The organism is Mycobacterium sp. NGS39 (genome assembly GCF_059812765.1).
On record NZ_JCALDH010000019.1, the window covers coordinates 20,723 to 42,895 of the forward strand.

General features: G+C 66.6%; 25 protein-coding genes, 1 tRNA gene and 1 pseudogene. 12 read left to right on the forward strand and 15 right to left on the reverse strand.

Annotated features, from left to right (window positions below):
- Window positions 1–20: 20 nt before the first annotated feature.
- Together hisG and AC5Y39_RS20645 are read right to left on the reverse strand one after the other, a co-directional pair.
- Complete coding sequence (gene hisG, locus AC5Y39_RS20640; RefSeq protein WP_500020958.1) at window positions 21–872, reverse strand: ATP phosphoribosyltransferase; 852 nt, start codon at window positions 870–872, stop codon at window positions 21–23.
- Complete coding sequence (locus AC5Y39_RS20645) at window positions 873–1,154, reverse strand: phosphoribosyl-ATP diphosphatase (protein ID WP_499908100.1); 282 nt, start codon at window positions 1,152–1,154, stop codon at window positions 873–875.
- A gap of 88 nt (window positions 1,155–1,242) precedes the next feature.
- On the opposite strand from AC5Y39_RS20645, the gene AC5Y39_RS20650 reads away from it, so the two are divergent.
- From AC5Y39_RS20650 to AC5Y39_RS20660, 3 genes are read left to right on the forward strand one after another with little or no spacing between them, the layout of a single operon-like run.
- Window positions 1,243–1,527: a hypothetical protein gene (locus tag AC5Y39_RS20650; RefSeq protein WP_499908099.1), complete on the forward strand. Its 285-nt coding sequence runs from the start codon at window positions 1,243–1,245 to the stop codon at window positions 1,525–1,527.
- Window positions 1,512–2,513: a DUF4226 domain-containing protein gene (locus AC5Y39_RS20655; RefSeq protein ID WP_500048282.1), complete on the forward strand. Its 1,002-nt coding sequence runs from the start codon at window positions 1,512–1,514 to the stop codon at window positions 2,511–2,513. Before AC5Y39_RS20650 ends, AC5Y39_RS20655 begins: the two co-directional genes overlap by 16 nt.
- A gap of 10 nt (window positions 2,514–2,523) precedes the next feature.
- Window positions 2,524–3,075, forward strand: a complete 552-nt coding sequence (locus tag AC5Y39_RS20660; protein ID WP_500020954.1) for a DUF7956 family protein — start codon at window positions 2,524–2,526, stop codon at window positions 3,073–3,075.
- 74 nt (window positions 3,076–3,149) lie between these two features.
- On the opposite strand, the gene AC5Y39_RS20665 is transcribed toward AC5Y39_RS20660, so the two are convergent.
- Entirely contained in the window at window positions 3,150–4,613 is a 1,464-nt protein-coding gene (locus AC5Y39_RS20665; protein WP_500020953.1) for a sugar porter family MFS transporter, read from the reverse strand.
- Between the two features lie 115 nt (window positions 4,614–4,728).
- On the opposite strand from AC5Y39_RS20665, the gene AC5Y39_RS20670 reads away from it, so the two are divergent.
- Window positions 4,729–5,139, forward strand: coding sequence for a hypothetical protein (locus AC5Y39_RS20670; protein ID WP_500020951.1), 411 nt, complete (start codon window positions 4,729–4,731; stop codon window positions 5,137–5,139).
- 2 nt (window positions 5,140–5,141) lie between these two features.
- On the opposite strand, the gene AC5Y39_RS20675 is transcribed toward AC5Y39_RS20670, so the two are convergent.
- Window positions 5,142–5,825, reverse strand: a complete 684-nt coding sequence (locus tag AC5Y39_RS20675) for an HAD family hydrolase (RefSeq protein WP_500020949.1) — start codon at window positions 5,823–5,825, stop codon at window positions 5,142–5,144.
- Window positions 5,826–5,832: 7 nt separating this feature from the next.
- Window positions 5,833–9,393 carry a methionine synthase gene (metH, locus tag AC5Y39_RS20680; RefSeq protein WP_500020947.1) on the reverse strand — a complete coding sequence of 1,187 codons (3,561 nt, stop codon included), beginning with the start codon at window positions 9,391–9,393 and terminating at the stop codon, window positions 5,833–5,835.
- Window positions 9,394–9,473: 80 nt separating this feature from the next.
- Here metH and AC5Y39_RS20685 point away from each other — a divergent pair, with 80 nt between their 5' ends.
- Window positions 9,474–10,346: a PAC2 family protein gene (locus AC5Y39_RS20685; RefSeq protein WP_500020945.1), complete on the forward strand. Its 873-nt coding sequence runs from the start codon at window positions 9,474–9,476 to the stop codon at window positions 10,344–10,346.
- A 3-nt stretch (window positions 10,347–10,349) separates the two neighbouring features.
- Here AC5Y39_RS20685 and AC5Y39_RS20690 read toward each other — a convergent pair whose 3' ends face one another.
- The 3 genes from AC5Y39_RS20690 to AC5Y39_RS20700 are packed head-to-tail and all read right to left on the reverse strand — an operon-like array spanning window position 10,350 to window position 13,260.
- Window positions 10,350–11,228 (reverse strand): SDR family oxidoreductase, encoded by an 879-nt coding sequence (locus tag AC5Y39_RS20690; protein WP_500020943.1) that lies wholly within the window; start codon window positions 11,226–11,228, stop codon window positions 10,350–10,352.
- A 10-nt stretch (window positions 11,229–11,238) separates the two neighbouring features.
- A complete protein-coding gene (gene mshC, locus AC5Y39_RS20695) occupies window positions 11,239–12,477 on the reverse strand; it encodes a cysteine--1-D-myo-inosityl 2-amino-2-deoxy-alpha-D-glucopyranoside ligase (protein ID WP_500020941.1) in 1,239 nt (412 codons plus the stop codon).
- Window positions 12,478–12,501: 24 nt separating this feature from the next.
- Complete coding sequence (locus AC5Y39_RS20700; protein WP_500020939.1) at window positions 12,502–13,260, reverse strand: 3'(2'),5'-bisphosphate nucleotidase CysQ; 759 nt, start codon at window positions 13,258–13,260, stop codon at window positions 12,502–12,504.
- Between the two features lie 154 nt (window positions 13,261–13,414).
- Here AC5Y39_RS20700 and AC5Y39_RS20705 point away from each other — a divergent pair, with 154 nt between their 5' ends.
- On the forward strand, window positions 13,415–13,813 hold the full coding sequence (locus AC5Y39_RS20705) for a hypothetical protein (RefSeq protein ID WP_500020937.1): 399 nt from the start codon (window positions 13,415–13,417) through the stop codon (window positions 13,811–13,813).
- Between the two features lie 21 nt (window positions 13,814–13,834).
- On the opposite strand, the gene AC5Y39_RS20710 is transcribed toward AC5Y39_RS20705, so the two are convergent.
- From AC5Y39_RS20710 to AC5Y39_RS20730, 5 genes are read right to left on the reverse strand one after another with little or no spacing between them, the layout of a single operon-like run.
- A complete protein-coding gene (locus AC5Y39_RS20710) occupies window positions 13,835–14,650 on the reverse strand; it encodes an SCO1664 family protein (RefSeq protein WP_500020935.1) in 816 nt (271 codons plus the stop codon).
- Entirely contained in the window at window positions 14,634–15,212 is a 579-nt protein-coding gene (locus AC5Y39_RS20715; protein ID WP_500020933.1) for a DUF3090 domain-containing protein, read from the reverse strand. The genes AC5Y39_RS20710 and AC5Y39_RS20715 overlap by 17 nt, the downstream gene beginning before the upstream one ends.
- Before the next feature lie 60 nt (window positions 15,213–15,272).
- Entirely contained in the window at window positions 15,273–15,962 is a 690-nt protein-coding gene (locus tag AC5Y39_RS20720; protein WP_500020931.1) for a histidine phosphatase family protein, read from the reverse strand.
- Window positions 15,959–16,792: an undecaprenyl-diphosphate phosphatase gene (locus AC5Y39_RS20725; RefSeq protein WP_500020995.1), complete on the reverse strand. Its 834-nt coding sequence runs from the start codon at window positions 16,790–16,792 to the stop codon at window positions 15,959–15,961. The genes AC5Y39_RS20720 and AC5Y39_RS20725 overlap by 4 nt, the downstream gene beginning before the upstream one ends.
- A gap of 38 nt (window positions 16,793–16,830) precedes the next feature.
- Complete coding sequence (locus AC5Y39_RS20730) at window positions 16,831–17,130, reverse strand: hypothetical protein (protein WP_500020929.1); 300 nt, start codon at window positions 17,128–17,130, stop codon at window positions 16,831–16,833.
- A gap of 75 nt (window positions 17,131–17,205) precedes the next feature.
- On the opposite strand from AC5Y39_RS20730, the gene AC5Y39_RS20735 reads away from it, so the two are divergent.
- The 3 genes from AC5Y39_RS20735 to AC5Y39_RS20745 are packed head-to-tail and all read left to right on the forward strand — an operon-like array spanning window position 17,206 to window position 19,468.
- Window positions 17,206–18,213 (forward strand): hypothetical protein, encoded by a 1,008-nt coding sequence (locus AC5Y39_RS20735; protein ID WP_500020927.1) that lies wholly within the window; start codon window positions 17,206–17,208, stop codon window positions 18,211–18,213.
- On the forward strand, window positions 18,210–18,434 hold the full coding sequence (locus AC5Y39_RS20740) for a DUF5703 family protein (RefSeq protein WP_499911705.1): 225 nt from the start codon (window positions 18,210–18,212) through the stop codon (window positions 18,432–18,434). Before AC5Y39_RS20735 ends, AC5Y39_RS20740 begins: the two co-directional genes overlap by 4 nt.
- The gene (locus AC5Y39_RS20745) at window positions 18,434–19,468 is read left to right on the forward strand and encodes a quinone-dependent dihydroorotate dehydrogenase (RefSeq protein ID WP_500020925.1); all 1,035 of its coding nucleotides are present in this window, start codon (window positions 18,434–18,436) and stop codon (window positions 19,466–19,468) included. Before AC5Y39_RS20740 ends, AC5Y39_RS20745 begins: the two co-directional genes overlap by 1 nt.
- Here the strand turns inward: AC5Y39_RS20745 and AC5Y39_RS20750 are convergent.
- The gene (locus AC5Y39_RS20750) at window positions 19,465–20,001 is read right to left on the reverse strand and encodes a YbhB/YbcL family Raf kinase inhibitor-like protein (protein ID WP_500020923.1); all 537 of its coding nucleotides are present in this window, start codon (window positions 19,999–20,001) and stop codon (window positions 19,465–19,467) included. The two genes, AC5Y39_RS20745 and AC5Y39_RS20750, sit on opposite strands and share 4 nt — an antisense overlap.
- Before the next feature lie 31 nt (window positions 20,002–20,032).
- Window positions 20,033–21,373, reverse strand: a complete 1,341-nt coding sequence (locus AC5Y39_RS20755; RefSeq protein ID WP_500020922.1) for a M20/M25/M40 family metallo-hydrolase — start codon at window positions 21,371–21,373, stop codon at window positions 20,033–20,035.
- Between the two features lie 94 nt (window positions 21,374–21,467).
- Here AC5Y39_RS20755 and AC5Y39_RS20760 point away from each other — a divergent pair.
- The 3 genes and pseudogenes from AC5Y39_RS20760 to AC5Y39_RS20770 all read left to right on the forward strand — a co-directional run.
- Window positions 21,468–21,553: transfer RNA gene (locus AC5Y39_RS20760), tRNA-Leu, on the forward strand.
- Between the two features lie 164 nt (window positions 21,554–21,717).
- Window positions 21,718–21,876, forward strand: a pseudogene (locus AC5Y39_RS20765) (type II toxin-antitoxin system Phd/YefM family antitoxin); the annotation flags it as partial.
- A gap of 3 nt (window positions 21,877–21,879) precedes the next feature.
- The coding region (locus AC5Y39_RS20770) for a PIN domain-containing protein (protein ID WP_500020875.1) at window positions 21,880–22,173 on the forward strand (294 nt) is incomplete at its 3' end.

Consider the following 22,173-nt stretch of genomic DNA (forward strand, 5'->3'; position numbering starts at 1 on the left):
GACGCTAGCACCGCGCCAGCTCAGAAGCGACAGAACCGGATATCGGACGCCAGAATCGCTTTGGCGCCGATGCCGGCAAGCTGATCCATGATCGCGTTCACGTCTTTACGCGGCACCAACGCTCGCACCGCCACCCAGTCCGGGTCGGCCAGTGGCGCGATGGTCGGCGATTCGAGCCCGGGTGTTATCGCGGCCGCGCGGTCGAGCACCTGGCGCGGGCAGTCGTAGTCGAGCATCAGGTATTGCTGGCCGAAAACGACACCCTGCACCCTCGCCGCCAGTTGATCGCGCGCAGCCGCCGTGTTCTCGTCGGGCGTTTCACGCTCGATCAGCACGGCTTCCGAATCACACAGTGGCTCACCGAAAGCCACCAAGTTGTGGCTGCGCAGGGTGCGGCCCGATCCGACGACATCGGCGACCGCGTCGGCGACACCCAGCTGCACCGAGATCTCCACCGCACCGTCGAGGCGGATGACGGTCGCGTCGATTCCCTTGTCGGACAGATCTTTTCGTACCAGGTTCGGATAAGCTGTGGCGATGCGCTTGCCGGCGAGATCCGCCACCGCCCAGTCGCGGCCAGCCGGCGCGGCGTAGCGGAAGCTCGAGGAACCAAACCCTAGCGCGAGCCGTTCCCGCACCGGTGCCTGGGATTCCTGCGCGAGGTCGCGGCCGGTGATGCCGAGGTCGAGATCACCCGAACCCACATAGATCGCAATGTCTTTGGGCCGCAGGAAGAAGAACTCGACGTCGTTGGCGGGATCGATGACGGTGAGATCCTTCGGGTCGCTGCGTCGCCGATAGCCGGCCTCGACCAGGATCTCGGTGGCCGGCTCGCTCAGTGCGCCCTTGTTGGGCACGGCAACTCGTAGCATCTACAGCTTCCGATACACGTCGTCGAGGGATAGTCCGCGGGCGATCATCAGCACCTGCGTCCAATACAGCAACTGACTGATCTCTTCGGCGAGCTCGTCGTCCCCTTGGTGTTCGGCGGCCAGCCACACCTCGCCGGCTTCTTCGAGAATCTTCTTCCCCAGCCCGTGGATGCCGCGCTCGAGCGCGGCCACGGTGCCGCTGCCAGCTGGGCGGGTACGCGCCTTCTCGCTCAGCTCGGCGAACAGCGCGTCGAACGTCTTCACGGGTCGCGATTGTTTCATGGGAGCCCACATCGGGTCACGCCGGTTTGCAGCGGAGCACCCCGAATTAGTGTCTTGAGCTGCTGGTTGCGGCTCTTAGGCTCGAAGCATGGACAAGATCACGGCCGACATCGCCGGACTGGACATCTTTGCGCGGCAGTGTCTGCACGAAGCGGAAGCGCTCGCCGCAACGTCAGCGGATATGGCCTTCCACACGACATGCCAGCCGACGACGGCCGCGGTCGCGGCATTGCACAACGTTGTGATCGCCGCTCACCGCACTCTCATCGAGAGGTTGGCCGCGACGAGCGAGCATGCGGCCACGACGGCCCGCGATTACGGGTCGATCGAAGAGTCTTCGGCGAGAGCATTGCGAACTTGCTGCCAACCCTGACGCAGATCGAAAGCTGGGATACGAACCACCTTCTCGTCGCCGCCCAGCAGTTGGCCAGCACCGGCTCAGCCTGGGAGCGCGCTTTCACGAACGTGCATCGAGCGGCACATTTGCCCGGAGGCACCGAATGGGAAGGGGCCGCAGCCGATGCAGCACGGACGCGCGCGCACGCTGACCGCGGACAAGTTCTACGCGCGGTCGACTCCCTCAACGATGCGGCTGAAATTGCGCGCACCGGAGCAGACGAGGTCGCCATCGCCCGACAACGCGCGCTGAATGCAATTGCGTCTGCGCGTGCGGCTGGTTTCAGCGTCAGTGACGACCTCATCGTGTCGGATACCCGAGAATCGGCTTCGCCTAGCGAGCACCTCGCGCGGCAACAGCAGGCACGCACGTCGGCATATCACATTTGGGCCAGCGCACGTGGATTGGCGGCAACAGATGCCTCCGTTGCCGCTCGACTCATGCCATCGGCGGTGGGCTTTCACCGGTTCACATTTCGTGAGGGCCCGTTGCCGGCAGAGCCCCCTCCGTCACCGGTGCCGTTTCCGCCTTACCAACCGAAGGTGTGGGGTGCATGCAAAGCCAGCGGTGCTGATCCGAACAAAGTCGTACGCACGTTCAATCGAGCGCCGCTCAGCGCCGGTTATCGCTCGCTGCCGAGCGGTGACAGCCAGCTCTACTGCGGAACCGACAAATTCGGGTTCGAGCACATCGCCGCTAAGCACGGTGACGATTGGCAGGCATTCACGTTCCCGTGGATGGGCAACTGGCGCAATGTTGCGGATTACACAATTGGCGCAGCCCTGGCATACCCAGAATCAGTAACGTATCGACAAGACAACGACACGTTCGCGGTGGAGCGAGCGATATTTCCCATCAACGCCAGAGGTGAAATCACCGGCCCGTCGACGTGGAAGGTTCATGTCGTGATTTCCGCGAGCGACGGCAAGGTCATGACGGCATACCCGATAAGTACGAAGTAGCGGAGTTGGCATGTCAGATGAGTTACGTACCTATACTCAGCGCCTAGCCAGGATCACGGCCATCCTTGAGCCGTATCTCCACGTCAGTCGGTTCATCCTTTGGAGACCCGAGGCCGATCCGCTATATCCACTAGAGGACCCCGAGGGGCTGGAATGCCGTTGGTTCGACCGTATTACCGGACAACCGAGAGCGAGTGTGTTCATCAGACCGATCGCTGACATCGCCACGACCTTGGCTGAACTGCGCGAGGAGGTCACCGGCGAGGGCCCCTACGAACCCGGCATGGCATCGGAGGTCAGCGGCCTGGGCCCTGGCGAGTTCGTTTTCCTTCGGCATTACGTCAACGACGTGGTAGGAATCGTCGGTCACTGCAGGATTTCCGTTCATGCACCTCACGACTTTCCAGACTTGACCCAACTCGTCGGTCCGGTCCTCGAAATCGCCCACACCGTCGGCTGCTCGCCCTATGAAGACGACTTTGTGCGACCCGAGTTTCCAAGCCAATGGCCGCAATTCAGCTGGGGCAGCGCGCCTTTCCCGCCGTTTCGCCCACCTGACTGATCTCGACTCTGCGTCCAGATCGCGAACGTTCGAGAAGAGGACGCTCTCACCGCAGAGTCGACGCATCGAATCTGTCAGGTGGCGGCTTGCTCGTGCCGCAAGACTTCGGCGTGCATGTCTTCTAGTGTCTTGCCCTTGGTCTCCTCCACCCACCGCCAGACGAACACCAGCGACACCACTGCGCACAGTGCGTAAAACCCGTACGCAAGCCCCAGCACGTCGCGAAGCTGTGGGAATGTGAACGTGATGAGCCAGTTGGCCACCCACTGCCCGGCGGCGGCGAGGCCCAGCGCAGCGGCGCGGATCCGGTTCGGGAACATCTCGCCGAGCAGCACCCAGACGACCGGGCCCCACGACATGCCGAACGCCACCACGAACAAGTTGGCGGCGATCAACGCGATCGGACCCGTCACGCCGCCCAGTTGCGGCTTGCCGTCGACCACCGCGGCAGTTCCGAAAATCACCGCCATCGTGCCCAGCGTGACCGCCATGCCCGTCGAGCCGATCAACAACAACGGCTTGCGACCTATCTTGTCCACCAACGCGATCGCGATCAGCGTGGTCAAGATGTTGGTAATCGACGTGATGACCGTGATCGTGAACGACGACTCCTCGCCGAACCCGACGGCCTGCCACAGCACATTGGAGTAGTAGAAGATGACGTTGATGCCGACGAACTGCTGAAAGATCGACAGTCCGAGGCCGACCCAGACGATTCCGTAGATGCCGCCCGTCGGCTTGCGCAGGTCTCGCCATGACGGCGGCTTCTCGGCGCGCAACGTCTCCTGGATTCGGTTGATGGTGATCTCCAGGTTCTTCGCACCGAGCAGGCGCGTCAGTACCCGACGCGCCTCCGGAACGCGATGTGTGGCAACGAGATAACGCGGCGACTCGGGGATCGTGAACGCCAGCGTGCCGTAGACGATTGCCGGAACCGCCATGAGCAGGAACATCCACCGCCACGCTTCAAGCTTGAACCAGAGTTCTTCGCCGGCACCCCCGGCGAGATTGGCGAGCACCCAGTCGATCGCCAGCGACAGAAAGATCCCGGACACGATCGCCAGTTGCTGAAGCGAGCCCAACCGGCCACGAATACTCGGCGGCGACGTCTCGGCGATGTACGCCGGGGCGATCACCGACGCGACGCCCACACCGATGCCACCGATGATCCGGAACAGCACCACCAGCCATACGCTGGCGGCTAAGCCGGTGCCGATCGCGCTGATCAAAAACAGCACCGCCGCAAGCTTCATCACAGCAATGCGGCCGATCCTGTCGGCAATCCGTCCAGCGGTCACTGCGCCCAAAGCCGCGCCGAGCAGTGCGGAGGCCACCGCGTTGCCCAACGTGTAGTTGCCGACCTGGAAGTGCCTCTGGATCGAGTCGACCGCGCCGTTGATCACCGCGCTGTCATAACCGAACAACAAGCCGCCGAGGGCGGCTACCGACGCGATCCTGACAGCGCTTCGGCCGGAGGCGAACTCCTCCTCTTCGGAGAAGATTTCGGGTGAATCCCCCACCGGACCGTGACCAGTCATGAGACGCCTCTTTCGATGCGACGTTGTCAGGTCATTCAATCACCGCGCCGGTGTCCGGCGGTCCATTCTGGGGTATATCGGGCTCACGCCACCGCACGTCAGGAAGGACGACGACATGAAACGGGTTGCTTGTTGTGGTGTCCTGCTGGGGACGGCGCTGTGCATGGCGTCGGCGATGCCAACAGCCCATGCCGCGCCGGGCGAGTGGGCCGCCATCGCCTACGACCCCGACGGCCGCACCGGCTGGCCCAACGGAGGTTTCGCGGTCTGGGTCAACCACGCAGCGAGCGAGGTCGATGCGATTAACGCGACACTGGGTGTGTGCAGCTCCGGTCCCGGCATGGGTGGCAGCTCCGCGCCCTGCGACCTGCTCGCAGTGGTTCAGGACGGCTGCGTGGCGCTGGTGTCGCTGGAAGGCGTGGCTCAGCCTGCCGCCGCCGTCGCCAAGACGGCTCAGGGCGCTGTCGACGCCGCGGCGGCCGGACATCGCGTCACCGAGGTCCAATACAACGAATGCACGTACTGAGCTCAGGCCGTACGTTCGCCGAACTGGCTGTCCAGGTCGTCGTAGATCGCCTTCAGATCGACCACGTCTAACCCCGCGAGTGACGCGACGTGCCGTCGCCGCGGGCCTCGCGGAACGTCGATGTCGTTGGGCACTACCAGCACTGGACAGCCAGCGCTTTCTGCCGACGCTGCCCCCGTCGCCGAATCCTCGATGGCCAGGCAGTCGGCGGGCGACTCGCCCAGCAGTTCAGCGGCCAACTCGTACGGGTCGGGTGCGGGCTTGCCCGCCGCCACTTCGTCGCCGCAGACCGTCGCCGAAAAGTATTGGCGCCCAATGCTATTGAGCGCCTGCTCCGTCAGCGACCGGCGCGTGTTGGTGACCAACGCCATCGGTATCTGCTCAGAAGCCAAGGCCTCCAGCAGCTCCCGAGCACCCTCGCACCATGGCAGCCCCTGGGCGAACAGCTCACCGGTGACGTCGTGCAACCAGTCGGCGTCGGCCGCCATCCGAACCGGATCGGGTTCCAGGCCGAGATCGTCATAGACGATCCGCATGACGCCTTGCGCCGAGCCGCCGACCGTCGACGCCCGAACCTGTGGCGTCAGCGTGCCGCCCAGACGGTCGTAGAGCGCGTGCATCGCGACGTCCCAAAGTTTTTCGGAGTCGACGAGGGTGCCGTCCATGTCCCACAGAACTGCGCGCATCCCAGACCTAGACGTTGAAGTACTTGGCTTCGGGATGGTGCAGCACGAACGCGTCCGTGGACTGCTCGGGATGCAGCTGCAGCTCCTCGGAGAGCGTGACGCCGATGCGCTCGGGCTCGAGCAACGCCACCATCTTGGTGCGGTCCTCGAGGTTCGGGCAGGCGCCGTAGCCGAACGAAAACCGCGCACCTCGATATCCCAGCTTGAAGTAGTCCTCGACCGACGTGGGATCTTCTGCGGCCATCGCGTGGTCGGTGAACGTCAGTTCCTCGCGGATGCGCCGATGCCAGTACTCGGCCAACGCCTCGGTGAGTTGCACGCCGATGCCGTGAACTTCGAGGTAGTCGCGGTAGGAGTTCGATGCGAACAGCTCGTTGGCGAAGTCCGCGATCGGCTGGCCCATGGTGACCAGCTGCAGCGGCAGCACGTCCACTTGGGCGGCTTCGCGGGCACGGTCATGCGACCGGATGAAGTCGGCTATGCACAAAAACCGGCCACGCTGCTGACGCGGGAACGTGAACCGGAACCGTTCGGGCGCATCAGGATTCGGCTCTTCGAGCACGATGACGTCGTCACCCTCGGACACCGCCGGGAAGTAGCCGTACACCACTGCGGCATGTGCCAGGATGCCGTCGGTGGACAGTCGGTCGAGCCAGTACCGCAGCCGCGGGCGGCCCTCGGACTCGACGAGGTCTTCGTACGACGGTCCCTCGCCGCCGCGCACGCCCCGCAATCCCCATTGGCCCGAAAACAGTGCGCGTTCGTCGAGCAGGCCCGTGTACTCGGCCAGCGCCACACCCTTGACGATCCGGGTGCCCCAGAACGGCGGCACCGGCACTTCGACGTCTTCGGCGACGTCCGACCGTGCCGGTATCTCAACCGGCGTCTCCTTTGCTTTGCGTTCGGCGGCAATGCGTTTGGACCGCTCGTGGCGAGCCTTGCGCTCGGCTTCTTTCTGGGCGGCGGCGGGGTCGACGCTGACGGTTTCGCCGCGCTTGGCGCTCATGATCTGGTCCATCAAGCGCAGGCCCTCGAACGCGTCGCGCGCGTAATGCACTTCGCCCTCGTAGATCTCGGCCAGGTCGTTCTCCACGTAGCTGCGGGTCAATGCCGCGCCACCGAGGAGCACCGGGTACTTCTCGGCCACCCCGCGCTGGTTCATCTCCTCGAGGTTTTCCTTCATCACCACCGTGGACTTCACCAGCAGGCCCGACATGCCCACGACGTCGGCGCGTTTGTCTTGCGCCACTTCGAGAATCGTGTTGATCGGCTGCTTGATGCCGATGTTCACCACCTCGTAGCCGTTGTTGCTCAAGATGATGTCGACAAGATTCTTACCGATGTCGTGGACATCGCCCTTGACCGTGGCGAGCACGATGCGGCCCTTGCCGTCGTCGTCTTCGGATTTCTCCATGTGCGGCTCGAGGTAGGCGACCGCGGTCTTCATCACCTCGGCGGACTGCAGCACGAACGGCAGCTGCATCTGGCCCGAACCGAAAAGCTCACCAACGGTTTTCATGCCGGCCAACAGATCGTCGTTGATGATGTCCAACGGCGGTTTCAGCTGCATGGCCTCGTCGAGGTCGGCTTCCAGGCCGTTGCGTTCGCCGTCGACGATGCGCCTGGCCAGTCGTTCGAGCACGGGCAGCGCCGCAAGCTCGGCAGCGCGCGACTCCTTCGACGACGCCGCCGACACGCCCTCGAACATGCGCATCAGTTCCTGCAGCGGGTCGTAGCCCTCGCGCCGACGGTCGTACACCAGATCCAATGCGACGTTGCGCTGATCCTCCGGAATCCGGTTCATCGGCAGGATCTTGCTGGCGTGCACGATCGCCGAGTCCAGTCCGGCCTCGCGGCACTCATGCAGAAACACCGAATTCAGCACCTGCCGCGCCGCGGGATTCAACCCGAAGGAGATGTTCGAAAGGCCCAGCGTGGTCTGCACGTCGGGATGCCGCTTCTTCAACTCCCGGATCGCCTCGATGGTTTCGACGCCGTCGCGCCGCGACTCCTCCTGGCCGGTGCAGATGGTGAACGTCAGGCAGTCGATGAGGATCGACGACTCGTCGACACCCCAATTGCCGGTGATGTCGTCGATCAGCCGCTCGGCGATTTGGACCTTCTTCTCGGCGGTGCGGGCCTGTCCCTCCTCGTCAATGGTCAGCGCGACCACCGCGGCGCCGTGCTCGGCCACCAGCTCCATGGTCTTGTGGAACCGCGACTCCGGGCCGTCGCCATCCTCGTAGTTCACCGAGTTGATGGCACAGCGCCCGCCCAGATGCTCCAAACCCGCTTGCAGCACGGGGGTTTCGGTGGAGTCCAGCATGATCGGCAGCGTAGACGCCGTCGCCAGCCGGCTGGCCAGCGCGGTCATGTCGGCGACGCCGTCGCGGCCGACGTAGTCCACGCACAGGTCCAACAGGTGAGCGCCGTCGCGGGTCTGTTCTTTGGCGATGTCCAGGCAGCGCTGATAGTCCCCGGCGATCATCGCCTCGCGAAAAGCCTTGGAGCCGTTGGCATTTGTGCGCTCACCGATCATCAACACGGACGCGTCCTGGGCGAAGGGCGTCGCCGCATACAGTGACGACACGCCCGGCTCATAGGTCACGTGGCGCTCGGCGCGCTGCACATTGCGCACAGCCTCGGCGACCTGGCGGATGTGTTCGGGTGTGGTGCCGCAGCAGCCGCCGACCAGCGACAGCCCGAACTCGGCGATGAACCCCGACAGCGCTTCAGCCAATTCCTCTGGCGTCAAAGGGTATTCGGCGCCGTTGGCCCCCAGCACCGGCAGGCCGGCGTTCGGCATCACCGACACCGGCGTGCGTGCGTGCCGCGACAGGTGGCGAAGATGCTCACTCATCTCGGCCGGGCCCGTGGCACAGTTCAGCCCGATCATGTCGACGCCCAGCGGCTCGATCGCGGTCAACGCCGCGCCGATCTCGCTGCCCAGCAGCATCGTGCCGGTGGTCTCCATGGTCACGTGCGTGAACACCGGGATGTGCCGGCCGGCCTGCGCCATCGCCCGTCGTGCGCCCAGCACCGCGGCCTTCAGCTGCAGCAGGTCCTGGCACGTTTCTATCAAGATTGCATCGGCGCCACCGTCGAGCATGCCCAGGGCGGCCTGAATGTAGGCGTCGCGGATCGCAGCGAAGGTGGTGTGGCCCAGCGTCGGCAACTTGGTGCCGGGGCCCATGGAGCCGAGGACGTAGCGACGCCGATCCGGCGTGCTCATCTCGTCGGCGACGCGGCGCGCGACCGCGGTGCCCTTCTCGGAGAGCTCGCGGATTCGGTCGGCGAGGTCGTAGTCGCCGAGATTGGACAGATTGCAGCCGAACGTGTTCGTCTCGACTGCGTCGGCGCCGGCGTCGAAGTAGGCGCGGTGAATGTGCTCGAGCACGTCCGGCCGGGTGTCGTTGAGGATCTCGTTGCAGCCCTCGAGCCCCTTGAAGTCGTCGAGCGTCAGGTCCGCAGCCTGGAGCATGGTGCCCATCGCGCCGTCGCCTACGACGACCCTCTCGGAGAGTGTCGTGAGCAGGTCGGTGTCATAGTTGCGAGGCGAAAGGGGCACGATAACAGGGTAGTCGGCCTAGCAAATTGAGTATTCGGTCAAGACGCTCGCGCCGGCGAAACACGCTCTACGCTGAACTTATGACCCCGTCCGAGGCTACCGGAGGTTTCCAACTGCCCGAATTGCATGACGCGGTCGTGGTAGCGGCGTTCGAAGGGTGGAACGACGCCGGCGACGCGGCCAGCGACGCCTTGGAGCACCTCGACTCAATCTGGGAAGCCGAGCTGATCATCGAGATCGACGACGAGGCCTACTACGACTACCAGGTCAACCGCCCGGTGATCCGGCAGGTGGACGGTGTCACCCGCGAGCTGGTGTGGCCGTCGATGCGGATTTCGCACTGCCGGCCACCTGGCAGTGACCGCGACGTAGTGCTGATGCACGGCGTCGAGCCCAACATGCGGTGGCGGACCTTCTGCGCCGAACTGCTGGCAATCGCCGACAAACTCAATGTGCAGACGGTGGTGATCCTCGGGGCGCTGCTGGCTGACACTCCGCATACGCGTCCCGTGCCGGTGTCCGGCGCGGCCTACTCGCCGGAGTCCGCGCGGTTCTTCGGGCTCGAGGAAACCCGTTACGAGGGCCCGACCGGAATCGCGGGGGTGTTCCAGGACGCGTGCGTGCAGGCCGGAATTCCGGCGGTGACGTTCTGGGCGGCGGTCCCCCACTACGTGTCGCAGCCGCCGAACCCGAAAGCAACGGTCGCCCTGCTGCGCCGGGTCGAAGACGTGCTGGACGTGGAGGTTCCGCTGGCCGACCTGCCCGCGCAGGCCGAAGAGTGGGAGGCCGCGGTCACCGAGATGACCTCCGACGACGAGGAGATCGCCGAGTACGTCGCCCAGCTCGAAGAGCGCGGCGACGCCCAGGTGGACATGAACGAGGCGCTATCCAAGGTCGACGGCGACACGCTGGCCGCCGAGTTCGAGCGGTATCTGCGCCGTCGCGGACGCTAGAAGCTAGGCGCGCTTCTCCAGGGCTTCGGTGCGCGCGCTGAGCGAACGGCCCATCGCCGCCACCTCCGCGTCCATCTTGGCAATGAGGTGAGCCGACCGCTTGACCAGCTGCGCCTCGACAGCGGGCGTGGACAGCAGCGGCTTGAGCCAGCGGAACAGGCCCAGCCAGCCCGGCACGTTGACGTGGGCCTTGCGGGTCTCGATGCCTTTGACGAAGGCGTCCGCGCACTTGTCGACGGACGTGGTCTTGCGCAGCGGTCCCGGTAGGGAATCGATCATCTCGCGGGCGCTGGACAGCTCCTTGCTCTCGCGCACCAGAGGCGTGTCGATCCACAGCATGTGCGCGGAGCCCACGGTGACGCCCTGCGGCGCCAGCTCGAGCCGAAGCGCGTTGGCGAAGTGTTCTACGCCGGCCTTCGACGTGTCGTACGGGACCATCCCGGGCGCGGCGAGATAGGCCGCACCCGACGACACGACCAGCACATGGCCCTTGCGTTCGATGACCGATGGGAGTGCGGCGCGCACGGTATGGAAGACGCCGACGACGTTGACGTCGATCAGGGTCCGAAACGCCGCAGGATCCATGTTCAGCACCGACCCGTACGTTGCGATCCCGGCGTTTGCCAAGACGACGTCGACGCCCCCGAAGCGATCGACGGCCCGGCTGACCGCGGCTTCCATTTGAGCGAGGTCACGGACGTCGGCGAGAAGCGTCAGCACGCGGTCACCGTCCAGGTCGGCGCTCACATCGTGCAGGGCCGCCTCGTCGACGTCGGCCAGCACCACCTTGGCGCCTTTGCGATGCAGCAGACGCCCGACCGCCGCCCCGATGCCGTTGCCTCCGCCGGTGATGAACACCACCTTGCCGTTCACCGAGCTCATGGCGGTGAATCTACAACTCGACCCCCAGCAGCGCGTCGGCAATCGCGCGGACAGTCGCCGGTGCCTGCGCGTCGCGGCCGCCGTACTCCAGCGCGTCGGTGGCCCAACCATCAAGGGCTGCAAGGGCTTTCGGGGTGTCCAGGTCGTCGGCGAGGTATCGGCGAACACGACCGAGGACGTCGGCGGCATCCGGTCCCGTCGGCAGGGCGACCGCTTGGCGCCAGCGGGCCAGTCTGGCCTGCGCGTCGGCGAGAACGTCGGCGCTCCACTCTCGGTCTGACCGATAGTGCTCCGCCAACAGCCCCAGCCGGATTGCGGCGGGTTCGACGCCGTCGGCGCGCAATTGAGAGACCAAAACGAGGTTGCCGCGGCTCTTGCTCATCTTGTGCCCGGCCCAGCCGATCATGCCGGCGTGCACGTAGTGACGCGCGAAACGCCGCTCCCCCGTGACGCATTCGGCGTGGGCGGCCGAGAACTCGTGGTGCGGGAAGATCAGGTCCGACCCGCCGCCCTGGATGTCCAGGCCGGTGCCGATGCGCGACAGCGCGATCGCCGCGCATTCGACGTGCCACCCGGGTCGGCCGGGCCCGAACGGCGCCGGCCAGCTCGGCTCGCCTGCCCGCGGGGCCGACCACAGCAGCGCGTCGAGTTCGTCGGCCTTGCCGGGGCGGTTGGGGTCACCACCGCGCTCGGCGAACAACCGCTTCATGGTTTCGCGGTCATAGCCGGACTCGTAGCCGAACTGCGCTGTGGCGTCCGCGCGGAAGTACACGTCGGGATGGTCGGGATCGTCGACGATGTAGGCCGCGCCCGATGCCAGCAGCTTCTCGACGACCTCGACCACTTCCTCGATGGCCTCTGTCGCGGCGACGTACTCGCGCGGCGGCAGCACCCGCAGCGCCGCCATGTCGTCGCGGAACAGGTCGATCTCCCGGTCGCCGAGCTCCCGCCAGCCCACGCCGTCGCGGTGTGCTCGCTCGAACAGCGGATCGTCGACGTCGGTGACGTTCTGCACGTAATGCACGTCGTGGCCGGCGTCGAGCCAGAGGCGATGTACGAGATCGAACGCCAGGTATGTCGCCGCGTGGCCCAGGTGTGTGGCGTCGTAGGGCGTGATGCCGCAGACGTACATCGTCGCGGTCGGACCTGCGGTGACCGGGCGGACCTGACGATCAGAGCTGTCGTACAACCGAAGTTCTGGCCCGCGGCCCGGGAGCACCGGAACCGGGGCGGAGGACCACGATTGCATGCCGTCGAGAGTAAGCCGGGCCGATTACCAGACGACTCGCCGGATCGCCTCCAGCAGCGTGGGCGCCACTTCTGGCCGACACATCAGGAAGTCCGGCAAGTAGGGGTCGAACTGGTTGTAACGCAGCGCCGAACCGTCCAGGCGCGACGCGTGCAGACCTGCGGCGAGCACCACGCCCGCTGGCGCGGCGTTGTCCCACTCCCACTGGCCGCCGGCATGCAGGTAGGCGTCGACGTCGCCGCGGACCACCGCCATCGCTTTGGCTCCCGCGGAGCCGATGGGCACCATCTCGATGTCCACCACGCTGCTCATCCAGTAGAGAAGCGCAGGCGGCCTGGTCGAGCTGACGGCGATCCGGATGGGCCGGCCGGCAACTGGCTCGCGCGCGTCGAACGTGACGGCGTCGCTGCGGTACAGCTCGCCCTGCGCGGGTAGCGCAACGGCTGCGTCGGTGATCTCGCCGTCGCGCTGCCACAGCGCCACGTGCACCGCCCAGTCGTCACGGCCACGGATCGAGAACTCGCGAGTGCCGTCGAGCGGGTCGACGATCCAGACGCGGTCCTTTTTCAGCCGGCGCAGATTGTCGTGTGCTTCCTCGCTGAGCACGCCGTCGTCGGGCCGTTCGTCGTGCAGCCGCTCGAGGATCAACGCGTTCGCGCGCTTGTCGCCGACCGCCCCTAACTCCCACGGATCGCTGAACCCGTACTCGTCGCGGACGTCCAGGAGCAGTTTCCCGGCCGCGTCTGCGAGCTCGGCGGCCAGCGCCGCGTCGGAAAGGGGCACGCCTGCCAGTATTGCTGACCGCCCGGGTCAAGCACGCGGCACAATCTGGCTGACGGCGTCACGCCGACGCGCGAGGAGAAGCGGCTTGTCATCGCCGTCACACCACGCCTCGCGGCCTCGACCAAGCAGCAGCATCCTCACGAGGAGTCACTTCATGACCGCTCAAACACACTCGCCCCAGCCGCGCAAAGACCTGGTGGAGCGCGCGACACCGTTCCTGCCCGCGGGCAGCGACATACGGCAGGCGTTCATCTGCCAGGCCGCACCCCACTTCGCGTTCTTCGTCATCGCCTACCTGACGGGACTGACCATTCCGTGGATCAAATACCGGTGCGTGGCAGTCACGCCGGAGGCCATCTATGTCCTGGACAGCACCAAGTTCTCCGGTGGCGCCAAGCCCCGGCGTCTGCTGGGCACCATGCCGCGCCAGACGCAGCTCGGGCCGGTGACGGGCCGCTGGGCTCAGATTTCACTGCTCGGCGAACGTCATTGGGTCCACAAACGCTTCCACGACCAGATCGACGCCGCGGACCGCGAGGCCGCACTTCGGTAGGGATGGCGCGTGGCAGCCGCGTTAGAACGCGGGCCACGGGATGGGCCGCCGTCGGTCCGGCGTCGGCATCACCGGATTGTCCAGCAGCGCCTCTGCGCGCCGACGCAGCGCGACCACCTCCTGGCGGGTGATGTGCCCGCGCAGGGCGCGCCCGAGGCTGCCGTCGACGGCGACGCGCAACTGTTCGACGGCGGTCAGCAGGTCGTCGTCGATCGGCTTGCCGGCCCACCCCCACAGCACCGTGCGCAGCTTGTCCTGGGTGTGCAGGCTCACGCCGTGATCGACCCCGTACAGGTTGCCGTCCAAGCCGACGAGGATGTGGCCGCCCTTGCGGTCGGCGTTGTTGATCAGCACGTCGAACACCGCCATGCGGAACAGTCTGGCGTCGTCGATGTGCACCAGCGTGACTTCGTCGCCGGCGTAGTCGTACGCGCGCAGCACCGGCAGATAACCGGCGGGCACCTTGTCAGCCGGGAACAGATCGACGGGGTCGGGTGTGCTGCGTGTGGTGTCTGTCGAGGTGTCGCCGGGCTCCTCGATCCACAGCTGCACCATGCCGCGCCCGGCAGGGCCATCGCGAATAATGGTGTGCGGCACGATATTCCAGCCCAAAGCTTCCGACACCAAGTAGGCACCGACTTCTCGGCCGGCCAAGGTGCCGTCGGGGAAGTCCCACAGCGGCTGCTCCCCGGCGACCGGTTTGTACACGCAGTGCACTCGATGTCCGCAGCGGTCCGCCTCGCACAAGAAGGTCGCATTGCTCGCCGAGCGGATGCGTCCGATGACCGTCAGCTCGCCAGCCTGCAGTGCCTGGACGTCGTCAGGACTCGGCGTCATCAGCCAATGCGCCTCGGCGATAACCGTTGGTGCGCACGCAAATATGGCCGGCCGGATCCAACGGCTCGTCACACAACGGGCACGGCGGACGACCCGCCGAGATGACGCGGTGCGACCGGGCGGCGAATTCGCGGGCCGACTCCGGCGTCAGGAACACGCGCACCGCGTCGGGACCCTCTTCCGCGTCGTCGAGCACCACCGACGCGTCGAACTCGGTGTCGGTGACCGCCAGCAGTTCCACCACGACGGTCTGCGCCTCCGAGTCCCAGCCCAGTCCCATGGTGCCGACCCGGAATTCGGCGTCTACCGGTGTGATCAGCGGGCTGAGGTCCTCCACCTCGCCGGTGTCCGGCGGTATGGGCGTGCCGAAACGGCGGTGAACTTCGGTGAGCAGCGCCCCGATTCGCTCGGCCAGCACGGCCACCTGCTGCTTTTCCAGCACGACGGACACGACGCGGGAATCGTGCACGGCCTGCAGGTAGAACGTCCGGTTTCCGGGCTGGCCGACGGTCCCGGCCACGAAGCGGTCGGGTGAGCGGAACACATGAATAGCGCGGGCCATGACATATCCAAAATACCGGTAGATGCTGCTGCGCCGTAGTTGCGCCGGTGCGTCGGTTCGCTATTCGGTGGAGCCACCCACCACGGCATCGGAGGCGGGTACCTCGCCGTCGGACGGCGGTGCCGTCAGAGCCGCGGCCAGGTCAGCGCCAGTGTGGTTGACGTGCAACACGAAGGGGCGCAGTGGCGTATAGCGGATCACGCTCATCGACGCGGGGTCGGCGACGATGCGCTGGAAGCTGTCTAGGTGCGTGCCCAGCGCGTCGGCCACCACGGCCTTGATCACGTCGCCGTGCGTGCAAGCGACCCACAGCGTGTCACGGCCGTGCTCGTCGGCCAGCCGCTTGTCGTGCTCGCGGACCGCGGCCACCGCCCGGGCCTGGACCTGCGCCAGCCCCTCGCCGTCGGGGAACACCGCGGCGCTGGGCTGGGCCTGCACCACCTTCCACAGCGGCTCCTTGACCAGCTCCCCCAGCTTGCGACCGGTCCACTGGCCGTAGTCCACCTCGGCGAGCCGCTCGTCGAGCACCGGCTCGATGCCGAGCGCCGCGGCCAGGGGCTCCAGGGTGCGCACGCAGCGCAGCAGCGGCGAGGACACCAGTGCGCGGATCGGCAGCGACGACAGCCGGCCTACGACGGCGTCGGCCTGATGGCGCCCGTGCTCGTCGAGATCCACGCCCTCGGACCGGCCCGCCAGCACGTGGGCGGTGTTGGACGTCGACTGGCCATGGCGCAGCAGGATGACTGTCACGTCGCGGACACCACGCCGGTGCCCAGCAGCACCAGCACCGCCGCCCCGACGAGCACCCGGTAGCCGACGAACCAGTACATGCTGTGGCGGACCAGAAACCGCAGAAGCCACGTGATGGCGGCCAGGCCGACCACGAAGGCAATCACCACCGCCACCGCCAGCTGCGCACCCGTGGCGCTCATCCCCTCGTGGACGGGTTTGAACGCATCGGGCAGCGAGAACAATCCCGACGCGAACACTGCGGGAATGGCGAGCAGAAACCCGAAGCGTGCGGCCAAGTCTCGATCCAGGCCGAGGAACAGGCCGGCGCTGATCGTCGCCCCCGATCGCGACACGCCTGGCACCAAAGCCAGGCACTGCGCAAGGCCGACGATCAGCGCGTCACCCCAGCGCAGCTGCTCGGCGTGGCGGGTTTGGCGCCCGACGTACTCCGCCGCGGCGATCACCGCGGAGAACACGACGAGCGCGGCCGCGATCACCCACAAGTTGCGCACCCCGGTGCGGATCTCGTCCTTGAACAGCACCCCCAGCACGCAGATCGGAATGGTGCCGATGATGACGTACCAGCCCATCCGGTAGCCGGTCCGGTCGCGGTGCGCCTTGACGACCAGCCCGTCGAGCCATGCCTTGAGGATGCGCCAGATGTCGCGGGCGAAGTAGACCAGCACCGCCAACTCGGTGCCGAGCTGGGTGACCGCCGTGAACGATGCGCCGGCGTCGTCGGCGAAGAACACCCGGGACGCGATCGCGAGATGGCCCGACGAAGAGATCGGCAGAAACTCCGTCAACCCCTGCACGACGGCCAAGAACACCACTTGCGCCCAAGACATAGCCGTCGGTTCCACGCCGACGACCGTACCTGCAGCAGCTAGCGAACTGGCTGTGCGTCGGCTACCGCATCCCGCACGGCCGCGATAAGGCTGCGCTCGTCGGTGACGTCGATGCCGGTGAGCCGACGGGTGGCCGTCGCCACCACATCTTCAGGCTGCGGCACCGGACCGGCGATGCGTGGCCGGTACACCTCGACCACCAGCTCGTTGCGCATGCAGTAGAACGCAAAGCTGCGGCCGTCGTCGAGCCGACCGAAACCATTGGCATGGACTCCGGCCATCACCTCATCGAAGACAATTTCGTCGCGAGGACACTCGCGGTGGACTGCGAGAGCCATCAGACGACCATTTCGCCGACGTGAATAGACTGGCCGGTCGTTGTCAGCATCGTTGCCACCTCGCAGGCCTACCCGATGATGAGAGGCGCTAAACGTCTCCGTCGGGTGGTCGGCGCTGCGGTGTGCCTGGTGATGCTGAGCGCTTGCTCGTCCGGCTCAGTCGGCAGACCGCCGCCCACCATCGCACCGGCAGGCCCGGCGGTGTCCCCTGCCACCATTTCTGCTCCGACGGGACAGGTGCGTCCGGTGCCGCTCAACGCCAGGGCCGCGGTCTTCGACGCGGCGGCGGGGTCACTGGTGGTGCTGTCCGGTGACCGGCTCGCTGTGGTGACAAGCGGGCCGGTCCGGTTTGTGCAGCTGCCCAGTGCGGCGACGGCACTCACCGGCGACGGCCGCGGCGCGGTGTACCTGTCGGCCCGTGGCGGATACCTGCGTCTCGACGTGCGCGCCGGAGCGGTCACCCGCACCGGCGTGACGGGGCACGACGACACCGAATTCACCGCGATCGGCCTGCGTAGCGACGGCCGGATCGTGCTCGGCAGTGCCGACGGCGCCGTCTACACCCTGAACTCCGACGCCACCGTTGCGGCTTCGGTTAAGATCTTCGCCCGCGTCGATGCCCTTGTGACACAAGGCAATACGGCCGTCGTGCTGGACCGGGGACAGACGTCGGTAACCACCATCGACCCCGACGGCCGCAAGGCGCAGCACGCGCTGCGTGCCGGCGAGGGCGCCACCACACTGGCTGCTGACCCTGTGGGCCGGGTTCTGGTGGCGGACACGCGCGGCGGCGCACTGCTGGTGTTCGGCACGGACCCGCTGATGCTGCGGCAGCGCTACCCCGTTCCCGACGCCCCTTATGGCTTAGCGGGGACCCGTACCCTGGCCTGGGTGTCATTGACCGCGGCCAACGTCGTCGTTGGTTACGATCTGGCCACCGGAATACCTGTGGAGAAGGTGCGTTACCCCACCGTGCGACAACCCGATGTGCTGGCTTTCGACGACGCCACCGGCACCCTGTACGTGGCGTCGGCCAGCGGAGATGGCGTGCAGGTGATCCCGGACGCAGGGCGGCGGCGATGACCTTGGCCGGCTGGGACGTCGAGATGTCCGACGACTACGAATGGGTTCCGCTGCGGCTGCCCCCTGACGTCACCCGTCTGAGTGCGTCGACGCGACTGTCGATCGAAGCCGAATACCGCGGCTGGGAACTGACCCGGGTTCGGCTGTACACCGACGGCAGCCGACGAGTCCTGCTGCGGCGCCGCAAGACTGAACGACCCACCGACCAGCCGGGGATGTAATGCTGTACCGCGCGATGCGGCGGGTGATGTTCTTGGTGCCCGCCGAGCGGATTCACACGTGGGTGTTCTGGCTGCTGCGAGCCGCGATAAGTGTCGGGCCGCTGCGCCATGGGCTGCGCCGGCTTTTGGCGCCGTCTGACCCGGTGCTGGCGTCGACGGTGTTCGGGGTACGGTTCCCCGCTCCCCTCGGCTTGGCCGCCGGCTTCGACAAAGACGGCACCGGGCTGGACGTGTGGGGTGCGTTGGGCTTTGGTTTCGCCGAGGTGGGCACCGTCACCGCGCACCCGCAGCCCGGCAACCGGGCGCCGCGGCTGTTCCGGGTGCCCGCGCAGCGGGCGCTGGTGAACCGCATGGGGTTCAACAACCAGGGCGCCGGCGCGCTGGCCGCGCGACTCGCCCGCCATGTGCCCGATGTGCCGATCGGGGTCAACATCGGCAAGACGAAGGTTGCCGACGACGCGGTCGCCGATTATCGCGCCAGCGCGCGGCTGGTCGGTCCGCTTGCCGACTTCCTGGTCGTCAACGTCAGCTCGCCCAACACCCCGGGCCTCCGCGACCTGCAAGCGGTGGAGGCGCTGCGGCCGATCCTGGCCGCTGTGCAAGCGGAGACGACGACGCCGATGCTGGTGAAGATCGCACCGGACCTGTCCGACGCCGCGGTGGACCAGGTCGCCGACCTTGCCGTCGAACTCGGCCTGGCCGGGATCGTCGCCACCAACACCACGGTCCGTCACGACTTCGGCGAGGGCGGGCTGTCCGGGCCACCGTTGGCCTCGCGCTCGCTGGAGGTGCTGCAACGGCTGTACGCGCGCGTCGGCGACCGGTTGGCACTGGTGAGCGTCGGCGGCATCGAGACCGCCGATGACGCGTGGCAGCGCATCACCGCCGGGGCGTCTCTGCTGGAGGGCTACACCGGGTTCGTCTACGGCGGCGGCTTGTGGGCCAAGCACATTCACGACGGCCTCGCGCAGCGGTTGCGCGAGGGCGGGTTCGCGAATCTGGCCGAGGCGGTGGGCTCGGCGGCGCGCCGTTAGCCCTCTTTCTGCTCGTAGGTGCCGTGGATGACGGCTCGCGCGATCGCGTTCATGAACAGGTTGAAGCCCAGGTAGGCGGGGCTGGCGTCCTCGTCGAGTTCGAGCTTCTCGACCTTGACGGCGTGCACCGCGACGAAGTACCGGTGGGTGCCGTGGCCGGGCGGCGGAGCGGCGCCGACGTAGCGGCGCATCCCCGCGTCATTGACCAAAGTGATTGCGCTTCCTGGCAATTCACTGCCGTCCCCTACGCCGCTGGGCAGCTCGGTGCACGTGGCGGGCAGGTTCGCCACAGCCCAGTGCCAGAAGCCCGAGGCGGTGGGCGCGTCGGGGTCGTACACGGTTACTGCGAAACTGCGGGTCTCTTCGGGGAAGCCGGACCAGCTCAGCTGCGGCGAGACGTCTTCACCGCCGGCGCCCATGATGCCGCTTACCTGAGGCGTTTTCAGCGGTTGGCCGTCTTGAATGTCGTCGGACGTGAGCGTGAACATCGGCAGCTTCGGCAGGAAGTCGTACGGGTTGTACGGAAACGCCATCAGAGGTCCTTTCTGTCAGCAGTGCATCAGTTCAACAGTTCAGCAGGAAGTGCTCGAGCACCTGGGCGCCGAACTTCAACGACTCGACGGGTACCCGCTCGTCGACGCCGTGGAACAGCGACGCGAAATCGAGATCGGGTGGCAGCCGCAGCGGCACAAAGCCGAAGCAACGAATTCCCAAGCGCGCGAAGTGTTTTGCGTCTGTGCCGCCCGACAGCATGTAGGGCACGGTTCTGGCATCGGGGTCCGCGGTCAACAGCGCCGCGTTCATCGCGTCAAGCAGCTCACCGTCGAAGCTCGTCTCGTAGGAGGGCAGGTTGACGATCCATTCGCGACTGACGTGGGGGCCGATCAGCTCGTCGACCTCCTTCTCGAATGCCTTGAGCCGGCCGGGCAGGATCCGGCAGTCGACGACGGCCTCGGCGGTGGCCGGTATGACGTTGGCCTTATAACCGGCCTTGAGCATGGTGGGGTTGGCCGTGTCGCGCAGCGTGGCGCCGAGGATCTTGGCGATCGAGCCGAGCTTGGCCACCGCGCCGTCGATGTCCGGTGAGGTCCAGTCGAAGGTGTAGCCGGTCTCCTCGGAGACGGCTTGCAGGAACTGCTCGACTGCGTCCGTCATCACAATCGGGAACTGGTGCCTGCCGAGTTTCGCCGCCGCCTCGGCCACCGCGGTAACCGCGTTGTCGTCGTGGATCATCGAGCCGTGACCCGCTCGGCCGCGCGCGGTCAGCCGCATCCACATCATGGCCTTCTCGGCCGTCTCGATCAGATACAGCGTGCGCTCGCCGCCGTCTTTGCGCGGCACGGTCAGCGAGAAGCCGCCGACCTCGCCGATGGCCTCGGTGACGCCATCGAACAGGTCTTGGCGGTGCTCGACGAGCCACTTGCAGCCGTACGTGCCGCCGGCCTCCTCGTCGGCCACGAACGCGAACACCAGGTCGCGCGGCGGCACGATGTCGTTGCGCTTGAAGTGCCGGGCGGCCGCGAGCGTCATGCCCACCATGTCCTTCATGTCGACCGCTCCGCGACCCCACACGTAGCCGTCCTCGACCGCGCCGGAGAACGGGTGCACGCTCCAGTCGGCCGGCTCGGCGGGCACCACGTCGAGATGTCCGTGGATCATCAGCGCGCCGCGGCTGGAATCCTTACCCGGCAGGCGGGCGAACACGTTGGCCCGGCCCGGGGCCGCCTCGATGTACTGCGCCTCGTAGCCAACCTCGTCGAGCTGTTGCGCCACCCACTGGGCGCACTCGCGCTCGCCTTTGGTGGTGGCGGGATCGCCGGTGTTGGACGTGTCGAAGCGAATCAACGCGCTGACGAGGTCGACCACCTCATCGATCGCACCTGTCACAAGTCCCTTTCCTACCATTGTGGGTGGCGGCAGGTGACGAGCGCTCGGCGAACAACCGAGAGGCAACTTGGGTCCGGCACGCAGAATCCGATAGCCTTAGCTGCCCACACAGGTCCGAGTGGCGGAATGGCAGACGCGCTAGCTTGAGGTGCTAGTGCCCTATTAACGGGCGTGGGGGTTCAAGTCCCCCCTCGGACACAATTTTTAGGCACAGCCCGCCGGGATTCCGGCGCCAGTTTCTGGGACCTGCACCAGGAAACCGTCGCTGTGATGCTGATGCCACGCCATACGCACCAATGCCATTGAGGCACAACGCTTTCGGCCAACTCGGACAGCTCCCCCTCGACCCGGAAGAGCTGGCTGCGCGACTCGCTGGGCTGGACAGCGCAGGCACCTTGGAGCGTCTGACGGCCGAAGGCGTGATTGGCAAGGCCAACGCGCGGCGGCCCGTCGCAGCGGGTAGGTCGCGGCCTCGACCGCGGCGGCCGGTGGCTGACCGGGTCAGCGACCAGCGGCGCTGACCGGTGCCGCTCGTCTACTTCGACGCCAGCGCCTTCGTCAAACTTCTCACCGCCGAGACAGGCAGCTCGCTGGCGTCCGCGCTATGGGACGGCTGCGACGCCGCTTTGTCCAGCCGTCTGGCTTACCCCGAAGTCCGCGCCGCGCTCGCTGCAGCAGCCCGCAATCACGACCTAACTCGATCCGAGCTCGCCGCCGCCGAGCGTGACTGGGACGATATCTGGGCCGCCACCCGCCCAGTCGAACTCACCGCGAGGGTCGAACAGCACGCCGGCCGCCTAATGGGAGTTGATCGGCGG

Bases quoted from the DNA above. Each gene is read 5' to 3' on its own strand.
- hisG (WP_500020958.1), bottom strand. From the start codon at position 872: ATGCTACGAGTTGCCGTGCCCAACAAGGGCGCACTGAGCGAGCCGGCC.
- AC5Y39_RS20645 (WP_499908100.1), bottom strand. From the start codon at position 1,154: ATGAAACAATCGCGACCCGTGAAGACGTTCGACGCGCTGTTCGCCGAG.
- AC5Y39_RS20650 (WP_499908099.1), top strand. From the start codon at position 1,243: ATGGACAAGATCACGGCCGACATCGCCGGACTGGACATCTTTGCGCGG.
- AC5Y39_RS20660 (WP_500020954.1), top strand. From the start codon at position 2,524: ATGTCAGATGAGTTACGTACCTATACTCAGCGCCTAGCCAGGATCACG.
- AC5Y39_RS20665 (WP_500020953.1), bottom strand. From the start codon at position 4,613: ATGACTGGTCACGGTCCGGTGGGGGATTCACCCGAAATCTTCTCCGAA.
- AC5Y39_RS20670 (WP_500020951.1), top strand. From the start codon at position 4,729: ATGAAACGGGTTGCTTGTTGTGGTGTCCTGCTGGGGACGGCGCTGTGC.
- AC5Y39_RS20675 (WP_500020949.1), bottom strand. From the start codon at position 5,825: ATGCGCGCAGTTCTGTGGGACATGGACGGCACCCTCGTCGACTCCGAA.
- AC5Y39_RS20685 (WP_500020945.1), top strand. From the start codon at position 9,474: ATGACCCCGTCCGAGGCTACCGGAGGTTTCCAACTGCCCGAATTGCAT.
- AC5Y39_RS20690 (WP_500020943.1), bottom strand. From the start codon at position 11,228: ATGAGCTCGGTGAACGGCAAGGTGGTGTTCATCACCGGCGGAGGCAAC.
- mshC (WP_500020941.1), bottom strand. From the start codon at position 12,477: ATGCAATCGTGGTCCTCCGCCCCGGTTCCGGTGCTCCCGGGCCGCGGG.
- AC5Y39_RS20705 (WP_500020937.1), top strand. From the start codon at position 13,415: ATGACCGCTCAAACACACTCGCCCCAGCCGCGCAAAGACCTGGTGGAG.
- AC5Y39_RS20710 (WP_500020935.1), bottom strand. From the start codon at position 14,650: ATGACGCCGAGTCCTGACGACGTCCAGGCACTGCAGGCTGGCGAGCTG.
- AC5Y39_RS20715 (WP_500020933.1), bottom strand. From the start codon at position 15,212: ATGGCCCGCGCTATTCATGTGTTCCGCTCACCCGACCGCTTCGTGGCC.
- AC5Y39_RS20725 (WP_500020995.1), bottom strand. From the start codon at position 16,792: ATGTCTTGGGCGCAAGTGGTGTTCTTGGCCGTCGTGCAGGGGTTGACG.
- AC5Y39_RS20730 (WP_500020929.1), bottom strand. From the start codon at position 17,130: ATGGCTCTCGCAGTCCACCGCGAGTGTCCTCGCGACGAAATTGTCTTC.
- AC5Y39_RS20735 (WP_500020927.1), top strand. From the start codon at position 17,206: ATGATGAGAGGCGCTAAACGTCTCCGTCGGGTGGTCGGCGCTGCGGTG.
- AC5Y39_RS20740 (WP_499911705.1), top strand. From the start codon at position 18,210: ATGACCTTGGCCGGCTGGGACGTCGAGATGTCCGACGACTACGAATGG.
- AC5Y39_RS20745 (WP_500020925.1), top strand. From the start codon at position 18,434: ATGCTGTACCGCGCGATGCGGCGGGTGATGTTCTTGGTGCCCGCCGAG.
- AC5Y39_RS20750 (WP_500020923.1), bottom strand. From the start codon at position 20,001: ATGGCGTTTCCGTACAACCCGTACGACTTCCTGCCGAAGCTGCCGATG.
- AC5Y39_RS20755 (WP_500020922.1), bottom strand. From the start codon at position 21,373: ATGGTAGGAAAGGGACTTGTGACAGGTGCGATCGATGAGGTGGTCGAC.